The organism is Micromonospora sp. NPDC005979 (assembly GCF_040614415.1).
Lineage (GTDB): Bacteria > Actinomycetota > Actinomycetes > Mycobacteriales > Micromonosporaceae > Micromonospora.
This window is the reverse complement of the sequence record NZ_JBEXUR010000016.1, coordinates 47917-60276: the sequence shown is the minus strand read 5'-3', so window position 1 is coordinate 60276 and position 12360 is coordinate 47917. Positions and strand designations below refer to the sequence as shown.

Annotated in this window: 16 protein-coding genes; 7 read left to right on the top strand and 9 right to left on the bottom strand. The window is 71.9% G+C overall.

From position 1 onward, the window contains the following. Positions 1–185: 185 nt before the first annotated feature. The 3 genes from ABZ272_RS24375 to ABZ272_RS24365 all read left to right on the top strand — a co-directional run bounded on the left by ABZ272_RS24375 (position 186) and on the right by ABZ272_RS24365 (position 2111). Positions 186–1280 carry a 3-deoxy-7-phosphoheptulonate synthase gene (locus ABZ272_RS24375; protein ID WP_355052231.1) on the top strand — a complete coding sequence of 365 codons (1095 nt, stop codon included), beginning with the start codon at positions 186–188 and terminating at the stop codon, positions 1278–1280. Between the two features lie 361 nt (positions 1281–1641). After that, positions 1642–1866, top strand: coding sequence for a hypothetical protein (locus tag ABZ272_RS24370; RefSeq protein WP_355052230.1), 225 nt, complete (start codon positions 1642–1644; stop codon positions 1864–1866). A 50-nt stretch (positions 1867–1916) separates the two neighbouring features. After that, positions 1917–2111, top strand: coding sequence for a hypothetical protein (locus ABZ272_RS24365; protein WP_355052229.1), 195 nt, complete (start codon positions 1917–1919; stop codon positions 2109–2111). Between the two features lie 56 nt (positions 2112–2167). Here the strand turns inward: ABZ272_RS24365 and ABZ272_RS24360 are convergent, their stop codons facing one another. Genes ABZ272_RS24360 through ABZ272_RS24350 form a run of 3 tightly spaced genes read right to left on the bottom strand, consistent with a single transcriptional unit; the run spans position 2168 to position 3457 of the window. Next, complete coding sequence (locus tag ABZ272_RS24360) at positions 2168–2707, bottom strand: DUF1360 domain-containing protein (protein WP_355052228.1); 540 nt, start codon at positions 2705–2707, stop codon at positions 2168–2170. 58 nt (positions 2708–2765) lie between these two features. Continuing rightward, complete coding sequence (locus ABZ272_RS24355) at positions 2766–3092, bottom strand: hypothetical protein (protein WP_355052227.1); 327 nt, start codon at positions 3090–3092, stop codon at positions 2766–2768. Further along, positions 3092–3457, bottom strand: a complete 366-nt coding sequence (locus ABZ272_RS24350) for a DUF6158 family protein (RefSeq protein WP_355052226.1) — start codon at positions 3455–3457, stop codon at positions 3092–3094. The genes ABZ272_RS24355 and ABZ272_RS24350 overlap by 1 nt, the downstream gene beginning before the upstream one ends. A 130-nt stretch (positions 3458–3587) precedes the next feature. Between ABZ272_RS24350 and ABZ272_RS24345 the strand changes: the two genes are divergently transcribed. Continuing rightward, a complete protein-coding gene (locus ABZ272_RS24345; RefSeq protein ID WP_355052225.1) occupies positions 3588–4007 on the top strand; it encodes a hypothetical protein in 420 nt (139 codons plus the stop codon). A gap of 26 nt (positions 4008–4033) precedes the next feature. Then, the gene (locus tag ABZ272_RS24340; RefSeq protein WP_355052224.1) at positions 4034–4360 is read left to right on the top strand and encodes a DUF3817 domain-containing protein; all 327 of its coding nucleotides are present in this window, start codon (positions 4034–4036) and stop codon (positions 4358–4360) included. Positions 4361–4384: 24 nt separating this feature from the next. Here the strand turns inward: ABZ272_RS24340 and ABZ272_RS24335 are convergent, their stop codons facing one another. Next, on the bottom strand, positions 4385–4867 hold the full coding sequence (locus tag ABZ272_RS24335) for a DUF6232 family protein (RefSeq protein ID WP_355052223.1): 483 nt from the start codon (positions 4865–4867) through the stop codon (positions 4385–4387). Positions 4868–5411: 544 nt separating this feature from the next. On the opposite strand from ABZ272_RS24335, the gene ABZ272_RS24330 reads away from it, so the two are divergent. Continuing rightward, positions 5412–6389 carry an NlpC/P60 family protein gene (locus ABZ272_RS24330; RefSeq protein WP_355052222.1) on the top strand — a complete coding sequence of 326 codons (978 nt, stop codon included), beginning with the start codon at positions 5412–5414 and terminating at the stop codon, positions 6387–6389. Positions 6390–6449: 60 nt separating this feature from the next. Here the strand turns inward: ABZ272_RS24330 and ABZ272_RS24325 are convergent, their stop codons facing one another. The 4 genes from ABZ272_RS24325 to ABZ272_RS24310 all read right to left on the bottom strand — a co-directional run bounded on the left by ABZ272_RS24325 (position 6450) and on the right by ABZ272_RS24310 (position 10799). Then, the gene (locus ABZ272_RS24325) at positions 6450–7439 is read right to left on the bottom strand and encodes a sigma-70 family RNA polymerase sigma factor (protein ID WP_355052221.1); all 990 of its coding nucleotides are present in this window, start codon (positions 7437–7439) and stop codon (positions 6450–6452) included. Positions 7440–7840: 401 nt separating this feature from the next. Beyond that, on the bottom strand, positions 7841–8797 hold the full coding sequence (murQ, locus tag ABZ272_RS24320) for an N-acetylmuramic acid 6-phosphate etherase (RefSeq protein ID WP_355052220.1): 957 nt from the start codon (positions 8795–8797) through the stop codon (positions 7841–7843). Continuing rightward, a complete protein-coding gene (locus tag ABZ272_RS24315; protein ID WP_355052219.1) occupies positions 8794–9708 on the bottom strand; it encodes a MurR/RpiR family transcriptional regulator in 915 nt (304 codons plus the stop codon). Before ABZ272_RS24315 ends, murQ begins: the two co-directional genes overlap by 4 nt. Positions 9709–9782: 74 nt before the next feature. Beyond that, the gene (locus ABZ272_RS24310; protein WP_355052218.1) at positions 9783–10799 is read right to left on the bottom strand and encodes an NAD-dependent epimerase/dehydratase family protein; all 1017 of its coding nucleotides are present in this window, start codon (positions 10797–10799) and stop codon (positions 9783–9785) included. Between the two features lie 139 nt (positions 10800–10938). On the opposite strand from ABZ272_RS24310, the gene ABZ272_RS24305 reads away from it, so the two are divergent. After that, positions 10939–11631, top strand: coding sequence for an SDR family NAD(P)-dependent oxidoreductase (locus ABZ272_RS24305; RefSeq protein ID WP_355052217.1), 693 nt, complete (start codon positions 10939–10941; stop codon positions 11629–11631). Here the strand turns inward: ABZ272_RS24305 and ABZ272_RS24300 are convergent. Then, a complete protein-coding gene (locus ABZ272_RS24300; protein WP_355052314.1) occupies positions 11616–12359 on the bottom strand; it encodes a dTMP kinase in 744 nt (247 codons plus the stop codon). The genes ABZ272_RS24305 and ABZ272_RS24300 overlap by 16 nt on opposite strands. Position 12360 lies beyond the last annotated feature (1 nt).

The window sequence follows — 12360 nt, the reverse complement described above, 5'->3', positions numbered from 1 at the left end:
GTAGGCTGGCCCGGTGATGAGGACGTATCCATGGTTTAGGCAGCCGGCTGGCACGCCGGTGACTTCACCATGATCTGACGTCACCACGGACCGAGCCGGCCGGGCAGGAGCTGTCGTTCCTGCCCCTCTGCGTACGAGCAGCCGGCTCGTCCCGGGCACCGGCCCCGGGCACGGTCGGCGAAAGGATGCCCACCGTGACGACCCCGGAGACCGATCGGGTCAGCGACCAGCGGATCGACCGCGTCGTGCCGCTGACCACACCCGCCCTGCTGCACCACGAGTTGCCCCTGGACACCCCGCTCGCCGCGGCCGTGTTGAACGACCGCCGCGCGGTGAGCCGGGTGCTCGACCGCGAGGACGACCGCCTGCTGGTGGTCGTCGGCCCGTGCTCGGTGCACGACCCGGCGGCCGCGCTGGAGTACGCCGAGCGTCTGCGCGCCGCCGCCGACCGGCTCGCCGACGACCTGCTCATCGTCATGCGGGTCTACTTCGAGAAACCCCGCTCGACGGTCGGTTGGAAGGGCCTGATCAACGACCCCGGGCTGGACGGCAGCGGCGACGTCAACACCGGCCTACGCCGGGCCCGGGCGCTGCTGCTCGACGTCCTCCGGCTCGGCCTGCCGGTGGGTTGCGAGTTCCTCGACCCGATCACCCCGCAGTACATCGCCGACACGGTGGGCTGGGGTGCGATCGGCGCCCGCACCGTGGAGAGCCAGGTGCACCGGCAGCTCGCCTCCGGCCTGTCCATGCCGATCGGCATGAAGAACCGCCCCGACGGCAGCATCGGCACGGCCGTGGACGCGATCCGCGCCGCAGGAGTCCCGCACGTGTTCCCGGGCATCGACTTCTCGGGCACCCCAGCGATCATGCACACGCGGGGGAACACCGACGGTCACCTGGTGCTGCGCGGCGGCGGCGGACGGCCGAACTACGACGCGGCGTCGGTGGCGGGGGCGCTCGACCTGCTCCGCGCCGCCGGGCTGCCCGAGCGCCTGGTGATCGACGCCAGCCACGCCAACAGCGGCAAGGACCACCGCAACCAGCCCCTGGTCGCCGCCGACGTGGCCGCCCAGCTGGCCGCCGGCCAGCGCGGGATCACCGGCGTGATGCTGGAGTCGTTCCTCCTGCCCGGCCGGCAGGACCTCGACCCCACCCGCGAGCTGGTGTACGGCCGCTCGGTGACGGACGCCTGCCTCGGCTGGGACGACACCGCCGAGGTGCTCGCCGCCCTGGCCACCGCCGTACGCGCCCGCCGGGCCACCCTGCCCACCCACGCGTAGGGCGTGTGTCAAAGTCCTCGGTCGAGCAGGGGCTTTGAGACACGCCCTGGAGGTGTGACGGCCGGCACTGCGGTGCGCGGAACACGAGCGGGCGCGGCCTGGTTAACTGAGGTGTCGGTGTGCTCAGTGTCCCCGGGCCTCACCTAAATAGCCCTCGCGGAATACCGTTCGGCTGGAGCCGCGTCGCGCCACTCGCCGAGAGGCGACCTACACACCGACACCAGCGCCGCCCCCGGCTCACGAGGCCGGGGGCGGCGCTGTCTGTGCTGTCCCAGGTCCACGGCTCGCGCCTGGCGTGCTCGCCGCCTGCCGGGCCACCGGCGTGACGTTTGACCGATTCCGGCCCGGGTAGCTGACCAACGTGACCGACGACGCATCCGTGGCCGACGAGCCGGACACCCGCGCTCTCGACGACCTGCTCGACGACATCTACCGGGGTCAGGAGCGCATCCAACAGGCGGAGATCTACCGCCGGGCCGTCGCCGCCGAACTCCCGCCGGACCTGCTCGCCCGCATCGACGCGTTGCCCGAGGGCGAGTACGCGGTGGACGAGGCCAGCGACCTGCTGGGCGGCAGCGTCGCGTGAGCGGAACGAGCGCAGCCAGCGAGCCCAGCGACGCGAAGGGACGACACACCATGACGCACCACGAGGACCACGACGAGAAGGTCCCGGCGCTGGGCCAGCCACCGGAGGGCCGGGACACCACGCCCGAGCCGGACTTCGCCAACGAACACGACCGCACGGCGGTGGACCGGGACATCATCACGGGCGCGGACGAGGACGAACGCGAGCCGGAGTCGCCGCACGGCTGGTCCGGTATGCAGCGTTGACGCGTACGACAGGAGGGGGCCGGCAGATGCCGGCCCCCTCCTGTCGCGTCTGCTCGTCAGTCGTCGTCGTGTCCGCCCTCGGCGGCCTGCTGGGCCGAGGCGTACGCCATCTGGAGGAAGTCGGAGGCTGCCACGGCGGTGAGCGCGGTCGCCACCAGGCGTGTCAGCCGGGGGGCGAGCACCAGTCCCCCGGTGAGGCCCGTCGCCACCCAGACCGCCAGGCAGAACGGGCAGCTCAGCAACTCGCCGATGGCGTGCCGGGTGGAGCTGCCCGAGTCGCGGACCTGCTCCATCACCTCGCCGCTGCCGATCGGCCGGTCGTACCGGGTGAACGGAGCCCGCAACGGGCTGGTCACCGCGTCCTTGGACAGCAGCCGGCTGAGCTTGTGCGTGGCGATGGAGAGGAGCACCACGTCGGCGACGGCGGGGCGCTCGGGCACCGTCCGCCCGGTCACCTTGACCAGGCCGGCGAGCGCTCCGGTGACGCCCGCGTAGGTGCCCATCGCCGCCAGGTAACCGCCGAGCGGTCGATGCTCGTGCGGCGCGTACGCCCGGCGCAGCCGCGCCACCCTCTGTCGCAGGCCAGTGTCGGTCACCGGTCTCCTTCCATGTCGTCGTGGTCGTGGTACGAGAGTTCCGAACGGTCGGCGTGTCTTAACCGGCCTGAAGGTTGTCGGCGACCTCGCGGGCGAGGTTGGTCAGCGCCTCGTCGGCCAACTGATCGGGGTCGGCACCCGAGCCGTCGGTCAGGTCGAGCTGGATCCGCGCGCCGCCGGAATCGGCGGGATCCACCCGGATCTCGGCCGCCCAGTCGGCGTCGCCCCAGCGGGCCCGCAGCTCCTCCCCACTGACCTCGGCCGGAGGGCTTCCGTCGGACCGCAGTGGCGCGGGCAACCAGGCCGAGGCTCGGGCCGGGTCGGTGGCCGTGTTGAAGACCACCTCGGGCGGCGCGGACATGCCGCGCACGGCTCGCGCCGCCATCAGGCGTCCCGCAGACGGCTCGGGTCGACCTCCCGGCCCGGGTGGCGGGCGAGGTACTCGGTCTCCAGCTCCGCCGTACGCCGCAGATGGTTCGCAAGCGCGGAATCCGCCGCGTGCCGCAGCGTGTCCAGCCGGGTGCGGTGCAGGCTGTGCATCTCGCGGATCAGATCGTCGTCGGTCAGCTCCGTCGGGTCGACGCCGACCTCGTCGCCGTCAAATCCGACGCCGACCGCGTCGCCGTCGAGTTCGGCGCCCCCCGGGTCGGCGAAGTGGTCGCCGTCCCACTCGGGCACCCGCTGCTCCGGGCTCATCTCCGTACCGCCGTTGGACGCAAACCCGTCCTCGCGTACCGATCCGGTCATCATCGCCCCCCTGGTCTCGTTTGGGCTGGCGCCTAGACGGATGCCCACACGGGGTGACACCAAACCATCGCGTCCGCGCGCCAGCTACGACGCCGTGTCGGAGAGCGCCGCCGTCCCCGGTACCCTCGACCCCATGAGGTGGCTCTGGACCCCGGCGTGGATCGCACGTCACGTGGCCATGGTCGTGCTGGTCGGGAGCTTCCTCGGGGCGGGCTGGTGGCAGATCAGCCGGGCGACCGCCGGCAACAGCCTCAGCTGGGGGTACGCCGTCGAGTGGCCGATCTTCGCCGGCTTCGTGGTGTACGTCTGGTGGCGCGAGGTGCGGCTGGCCCGGCGCGCCGCGCAGGGCGGCACGGTGTCCCCCGGCGCTCCGGCCGACGAGCCGGCCCCGGCCGCGAGCGCGGACTCCCGACCGGCGGTACGCCGACCGGTGCGGGTGACCAGGGCGCCGGTCGACGCGACGCCCGGTGACGACGCGCTGGCCGCGTACAACGACTACCTGTCATGGTTGAACGCCAATCCGGGCGCCCGGCCCGGTGACTATCCCGGCTGAGCCGGGCCTGAAGAAGGACGGACGAAGTGGGCGCAGCCCTTACCCGGTACCGCGTGATCGCCTGGATCGTGGGCGTGGTGCTGATCCTGCTGGTCGTGATCGGGATGCCGCTGAAGTACGCGTTCGACAACCCGACGGTGGTGGAGACCGTCGGCCCGGCGCACGGCTTCCTCTACATGATCTATCTGGTGGCCGCGTTCGACCTGAGCCGCCGGGCCGACTGGCCGCTGAAGCGGATGCTCCTGGTGATGCTGGCCGGCACCGTGCCGTTCGTCTCGTTCTACGCCGAGCGTCGCGTCACCGCCTGGCTCGACCGGCCGGCCACCCGTACGCCGGAGCCGGTCGCCGGCTGATCGGGGCCACGAGGGGCCGTCCGGTCAGCGGTTCGGCCGCCAGGGGTCGGCCGAGGCGACCGGGTCGACCCAACCGCCGTACCGGTTGACCTCCCGGGCGCGCAGCAGCGCCCGGGTGACCTGGCCGAACTGCCGCTCGTCGTCGGCGCTGAAGAGCAGCACCTCGGCACCCCGGTGCCATCCCCACAGCTCGTACGGTGGTGGTCGCCAGCGGTCACCGACGAGGGCGAGGGTCGCCGGCAACAGGAGGACCGCTCCGAGGATGAGGTACGCCCCGGCGGTCAACCGCTGTAGGCCGCCGCTGAAGCCGAGGAGCAGGCCGACCACGCCGATCATGGAGGCGGTGGTCACGACGGCCCGGACGGCGATCCGGTCGTGCGGCCCTCGGGTGGTACGCAGGTGGGTCAGGTCGGGGATGCGGTAGCTGGTGCGGCCGACGGTGAACCGGTCGACGGTGACGATGATGCCGGGTCGCGCGTAGAGCAGCGTGGACCTGGCACCGGGCACCGTTCGCTGCGGTCGCGTCGTTGCGCCTTCACGATTCACGGATCCTCCCGCGGGTGCGGTCTGTCGGGTCGAATCCCGTGACCACCGACGTGAGTGTCCGATGACGGGATTCCCGGCCCCGGGCTCCATTGTGTTGGGGCGCCGCCACCCCACCTGGGCATTTACGGCAGCGGACCGCCCACCCACCCGGGCGACATCGTCGCGAAACCGCATCCATTTCGCCTTTTATCGGGGTATGGCGCGCTGTTAACCGGCGGCATGCGCCGGGAACGACGAAAGTCGTATATCGGTCATTACCGCAAGCAAAGGTGCCGCCGGAGCCTTCGCCCCCGTGTCGGTGGCCCCGTTGACGCTCTCGTTCCGCAGTGGCACTTCCTGCCACTTGGTCAACATTCGCCCCTGCTTCAACTGCGCAGCACAACCGTCCCGGGTTAGGTTGGGCGAGCCGGTCCGGCCCAGTGTCGTCCACCCGGACGACCCCGACCGGTGTCGCCGAGGGCGTCAGCAGCCCCGTCGGCGGCCGTGGGAGAGGAGCCTCTCGCTCTTGTCATCCCTGAGAACCCTGCTGCGTACCGTGGCGCTGGTCGGCCTGTCGGCCGCCCTGATCGCCCCGACGGCGGCGGCGCACGCCGAGCCGTCCCCCGCCGACCTGACCCGCCGGATCGAGACGTCCTCGGCCGAGTTGGAGCGGGTCGTGGAGTCGTACAACAAGCTCACGGAGGACATCAAGGACAACAAAGCCGCGGTGGCCCGATTACAGGCCCGCATCGGCCCGCTCGAACAGCAGGCCGAGCAGAGCCGGGCGGATGTCGCCGCACTCGCCAACACCGCGTACAAGAGCGGCAGCCTTCGTACCGCCGACGCGTTGCTCCGGCCCGGCGGCGCCGCCGCCATGCTGGACCGGCTCGGCACCCTCGACCAGCTGACCCGACAGCGCCAGGAGCGCATCTCCGGCTTCACCGACAACCAGCGGCGGCTGCTCGACGAGAAGAAGCGGCTGGACGCCACGCTGGCCCGGCAGGCCGCCCAGGCCCGCGAGTTGGCGGCGGGCAAGACACGCATCGAGAAGGACCTGGCCGAGCTGTACGAGCTGCGCCGACAGGCGTACGGGGCGGCCACCGAGCGACCCGCGCCCAAGGCGGCGGAGGCCGAGGTCCGGAATGTTCCGGCGGTCGCCGGAGATGCCGGCACGGCGGTGCGCTACGCCTTCGGCGCGATCGGCAAGCCGTACGTCTGGGCAGGTGAGGGGCCGGGCGGCTACGACTGCTCCGGGCTCACCCTGGCCGCCTGGCGGGCGGCCGGACGATCGCTGCCGCACAGCGCGCGGATGCAGTGGGGGGCGGTCGCACACATCGGCCGAGGCGATCTGCGACCCGGAGACCTCATTTTCTACAGCGGTCTCGGGCACGTCGCCCTCTACGTGGGCGACGGGCAGGTGATCGACGCGCCGAGCGCCGGTCGCAACGTGCTCAAGCGCGGCATGAACATGATGTCGATCCACGGGTACGGCAGGGTCCGCTAGACGGTGAACGGCCGGCGTCCCCCTATCGGACGCCGGCCGTTCGCCGTCATTACTACCAGGTCAGGCTGCCTGCAGCCCCTCGGCCCGGGCCAGCTCGCGGAGCCGGCCGAGGGCCTGGATCTCGAGCTGGCGGATCCGCTCGCGGGACAGCGAGAAGCGGGACGCGACCTCGGTCAGCGAGTGCTCGCGGCCGTCCTCCAGGCCGTAGCGGGCCCGCATGATGCCGGCGGACCGGTCGTCGAGGTGGTTGAGCAGCCCCTCGATGCGCTGCCGCTCGAGGCCGCTCAGGACGATGTCCTCCGGCGACGGCGCATCGCTGTCGGCGACCAGGTCACCGAGGTTGGTGTCGCCGTCGTCGCCGACCGGGGTGTCCAGCGAAACCGTGTCCTGCGACCAGCGGCGCAGCTCGTTGACCCGCTCGACGGTGACGCCGAGCGATGCCGCGATCTGCTCCGGCTCCGGGTCGCTGCCCAGCTCACGGGTGAGCTGCCGGGTCACGTTCCGCATCCGGTTGACGTCCTCCACCAGGTGCACCGGCAGACGGACGGTGCGCTCCTGCTGGGCGATCGCCCGGCTGATGGCCTGGCGGATCCACCAGGTGGCATAGGTGGAGAACTTGTAGCCACGCTCGTAGTCGAACTTCTCGACCGCTCGGACGAGGCCGGTGTTGCCCTCCTGGATCAGGTCCAGCATGGGCATCCCCGAGCGTACGTAACGACGCGCGATCGACACGACCAGTCGCAGGTTGGCGCGGATGAAGAGGTCCTTCGCGCGCTCACCCTCGGCGACCAGCCGATCCAGGTCGGCCCGGTCGACACCGTCGGGAACGGCATCCTCGCCGAGCAGGTGCTCGGCGTAGAGGCCCGCCTCGATCGCCTTGGAGAGATCGACCTCCTTGGCGGCGTCCAGCAGTGGCGTCCGGGAGATCTCGTGCAGGTAGACGCCGACCAGGTCACGCTCCTCGGCGACCTCGTCGGTACGCATGCCGATGTTCTTGTCCACGTTGCCCACGGTCCCCTCGCTCGCGCCGGTTGCCCGGTTCCTTGCCATTCCCCACGTCCGGTCAGCCCTGGTAACTTCTGCTGTGCCCACCGGTGCTGACACCTACACAACAGATGAGACGTGTCGGGTGTTCCATTTCGTGAGTCGAAAGTGTCACGAATGCCTGAGTAGTTGCTGAGAGCACGGTCCACGTTTGCTGTCAGCACCCGTCGGGTGGCGCGCCGCTGGGCACCTCGGACGGGTTGGCGGATCGACGGGTCACCGATCGCCCGCACCATAGGCAACACCGCCCGCCGCGCCGGCACAGCGACCCGGGTCACCACCGCGCTGCGATCCTGGTCACTGCCAGATACGCAGCGGTGGACCGGTCGGTTCATCCACGAGGGTGTTATTACCCTCCGACCCGGTGAACAATCCGGAGCCCCATTCGCTTCCCGGATGGGGTGAACTCAGGAGGCGAGCAGGGCGAGGGCGCCGCGTACCTGGTCCGCGGAGCGGGCGAGGGCGGCGCGCGCGGCGGTCACCTCGGCCCCGGAGACCAGGGTGACGAGCGCGGTCTTGAGGTCGCCGTCGGCCTCTCCGAGGGCCCGCCGGGATACCTCCTCGGAACATCCGGTCGCCTCGACCAGGATCGAGATCATTCGGCCCCGGAGCTTGGCGTTGGTGGCAACCATATCGATCATGAGGTTCGAGTAGACCCGACCCAGGCGCACCATGACGGCGGTCGAGAACGCGTTCAGCACCAACTTCTGCGCCGTGCCCGCCTTCATCCGGGTCGACCCGGTGACCACCTCCGGTCCGGTGTCCACCCCGATGAACACGTCGACCGACCGGGCGGCCTCCGCCTCCGGATTGGCGCAGAGCAGCACCGTCGAGGCGCCCGTGGCGCGGGAAGTGGCGAGCGCCCCGAGGACGTACGGGGTGCGTCCGCTGGCCGCCAGACCGACCACGAGGTCACCGGCACGTACACAGCCGGCCGCCTCGATCGCGCCGCCCCGGTCGTCGTCCTCGGCGTCCTCCACGGCGCGCAGCATCGCGTCCGGGCCACCGGCGAGGTGGGCGCAGAACCAGTCCCGGGGCGAGTTGAAGGTGGGCGCCAGTTCGGCCGCGTCGAGCACGCCCAGCCGGCCGGAGGTGCCGGCCCCGAAGTAGTGCACCCGGTGACCGCCGCGCAGCGCCGCGACGGCCAGGTCGACCGTGGCGGCGATCTCGTCGAGTACCGCGGCGACCGCCGCGGGCACCCGTCGGTCGGCGTCGTTGATCACGGTGAGGACGTCCCGGGTGGACATCAGGTCGAGGTCGACGCTGAGCGGGTTACGCCGTTCGGTGGGCGCGGCCACCCGGACCGTCGGGCGGGTGGGTGGTGTTGCCGTGTCCTTGTCCGGCTCGACCGAGCCGGGCGTCATGCCCGCCTCCGGCTCGCGCCCACCCGGTGCGACTGGACCGCCTCGGCGGTCGCCTCGAGGGCCTTGCGGGCCCGGGACCGGTTGCGGGCGGCCACCCCGACGAAGAGGCAGTCGACGACGGTGAGCTGCGCCAGACGGCTGGCCGTGGCGCCCGAACGGTAGGTCGTCTCGCGGGCCGCGGTGGTGAGGACGAAGTCGGCGACCTCGGTGATCGGCGAGCGCGGGAAGTTGGTCAGCGCCACGGTGCTCGCGCCGCGCGTCCGGGCCTGTTCCAGCACCTCGATCACGTCCGAGGTGGTGCCGGTGTGCGAGATGCCGATCGCCACGTCGCCGCGACCGAGCAGGGCGGCCGAGGTCAGCGCGGTGTGCACGTCCGGGAAGTAGAAGGCGATCCGGCCGATGCGGTGCAGCTTCTGCTGGAAGTCCGAGGCAACGAACCCACTGGCCCCGGCGCCGTAGATGTCGATCCGGCCAGCGCCGGCGATCGCCTCGACGACCTGCTCGCAGACGGCCGGGTCGAGCTGTTCGGCGGTCTCCTCGACAGCTCGTGCGTCGTTGAACGCGATGGTGGCGATGATCTGGGCGAGATCGGCGCCGGGCGGGATGTCACCGCCAACGACCCGGGCGTCCGGAGGTTCGACGCGACGGGCGGCCTCGGCGGCGAGCCGGATACGCAGCTGCGGGTAGCCGTCCATCCCGACCGACCGGCAGAACCGGATGACGGTCGCCTCCGATGTCTCCGCCGCGGTGGCGAGGTCGGTGATTGTCCTCCGCGCGGCGGCGGCCGGGTCGGACACGACAAGCCGGGCGACCCGCTGCTCGGCGGGCGACAGCGACGGCAGAAGCCCGCTGATGTGGACGATCAGTCCACCAGGCTCGTGACTCGCAGAAATCTTCGGACTCTTCGCCACGGGTGAAACTTACTTTCACTAAGCGTGAGCGTCAACCATCACCGTACGTGGTGGGAAAGTGTCGACGATGCGGATCACGCCTTTCGCACAGCGTGCCACGTACCCAGGACCGCCGCCTCATCCGCCGGGTCGAGTCCACCCTGCGGTACGTCGCCCGGGTAGGCGCTCATCCAGGAGGCCGTCACCCGAACGGTGTCGGCGAGCGGACGGACGACCAGCCCGGCGGCCAGGGCCGCCGAGACGTCCCGGTCCATCAGGCCGGCGGACTCCGGCAGCCGTACCCACAGTGGCAGCGCCCGCTCCCCCCACCACTCGCGTACGTCGTGCTCGCGCAGGAAGTCCTGGTCGACCCAGGTGAGACGGGGATCCTCCACGCCCAGCCCGGCGGCCACCCCGGCCAGCATCTCCGCCCGGGACATCGTCGGCCCGTTCCCGTCGTACGTGCCGCTGAGCCGGGTGTCGCCGGCGTGCAGCAGCCAGCCGGCCAGATCCTCGACGTCCACGAACTGCACCCGGTCGGTCGGCTCCCCCGGCGCGAGAATTTCGCCGCCCCGGGCCAGCCGTCGCACCCAGTACGGGAAACGGTTGCTCGAATCCTCGGCTCCGACGATCAGCCCGGCCCGACAGATGAACGACCTGTCCACGCCCATCCGCTCGCGTACCAGCTGCTCGATGGCGACCTTGCACTCGCCGTACCAGCGGAAGTCCGGGCCCGGTCCGTCCACGTCCGACGGCGGGGGCGGCAACACCGGCGCGTTCGCCGCGGCGAGACCCGGGGTCGTGTTGTCCGCGTACACCGACATCGTCGACACGAACGACCAGTGACCGACGTGGTCGGCCAGCGCGGCGAGCGCGTGCCGGGCGTGGCTGATCTGGCGCGTCACGTCCACCACCGCGTCGAAACCCTGACCGGCGAGCGGCGTCAGCGCCGCCGGGTCGTCGCGGTCCACCGACACGAACCGCGCCCCCTCCGGTACGGCGCCGGACACGCCCCGCGCCGCGCAGGTCACCTCATCCCCCCGCGCGACGGCGAGCCGAGCCACCGCCCGACCAAGAAACCGCGTACCCCCGAGAACCAAAATCCGCGCCATGCCCCGATCCTGCGCCGCCCCACCCCGAAAAACCCACCCCCTCTGCTCTCAGCAGACACCCCACCCCCACACCCCCACCCCGGCGTGGGGGCGGTGGGGGCGGGTGGCATTCGGGCCGGGTGGGGTTAGCGTTTGGGACATGGTGGGGCGGACTGTGGTGGTGACCGGCGGGGGCGGTGGGTTGGGCGGTGCGGTCGTCGCGTCCTTCGTCGAGGCGGGCTGGCGGGTGGTCGTACCACGAAGGGGTGAGCCCGCCGGGTCGGAGCCGGCGGCGCACGGGCTGGTCTCGCTCGGCGCGGACCTGACCGATCCGGCGGACGTGGCGCGGGTGGTCGAGGCCGCCGCGGCCGATCCGGCGGCGCCGCTGCGGGCGGTGGTGAACCTGGTCGGCGGGTACGCGAGCGGCGGCTTGGTGCACGAGACACCGGTCGAGGAGTTCGAGCGGATGCTCACCGTCAACCTGCGCCCCACGTACCTGGTCACGCAGGCCGCGCTGCCGCACCTGGTGGCGGCCGGAGGCGGCGCGGTGGTGTGCGTCTCCGCCCGCGCGGCGGTCAGCCCGTTCGCCGGGGCGGCCGGTTACGTCACGGCCAAGGCCGCGGTGCTGGCCTTCGCCAACGCCGTCGCGGTGGAGTACCGCTCGCGCGGGGTCCGCTGCAACACCGTGCTGCCCAGCGTCATCGACACCCCGACGAACCGGGCCGCGCAGCCCGACGCCGACCACTCGCGGTGGGTCGGCCCGGCCGAGATCGCGCCGGTGATCCGCTTCCTCGCCTCGCCGGACTCGGCGCCGACCAGCGGAGCCACCGTTCCGGTCTACGGACGCGCCTGAACCAGCAGCGGCACGTCGCCGGGCCCGGCCTGATCCGGTATCGGTGGCGTCCCGGTCGACGGCCGCGCCGGGTCGCGTCGGCGGTCCGACGGCAGCCAGGACGACAGGTGGGCCTGGATCTGCTCGGTAACCTCCTCGGCGGGACGGCCCGCGTCGACGAGGACGAAGCTCGGGTACTCGGGCAGCGTCCGGTAGGCGGTGTCCGCCGCGGTCAGCCAGCCCATCGACTCGTGGTCGGTGCCGCGCTCCTCGATGCGCCGGTAGGCCTCCGCCGGGTCGACGGCGAGCAGGAAGGTCACCTGCGGCGTCGGGAACAGCCGGTAGCCGGCCCGCGCCAGTCGTTCCCAGCGGTGCCCGCCGTGGGCGCGGATGCTGGCGTACTGGCAGGCCGAGTAGCGGTCCATGACGGCTGTCCGGCCGGTGAGCAGGCAACTGAGCAGGGCTGCGGCGATGGCCAGCCAGCGCAGTACGGACTCCACCGCGAGGACGCCGTCGCGCCCGACGAGGCGTTGCGCGTCCGGTAGGCCGAGACGGTGGGCGAGCCGCCCGAGCCAGCGACGCCCGCTGGCGTTGCGGCGGTACGTCGCGGGGCGGCCGGCGGCGTTGAGCGCGTCCGCCAGTCGGTGTGCCTGCGTGGTCTTGCCCGAGCCGTCGATGCCGATCAGAGCGACGGTGCGCAACCGGGCCCTGCGGCGTCGCGTCCCCGATGGTCTGGCCACCCTCGACAGG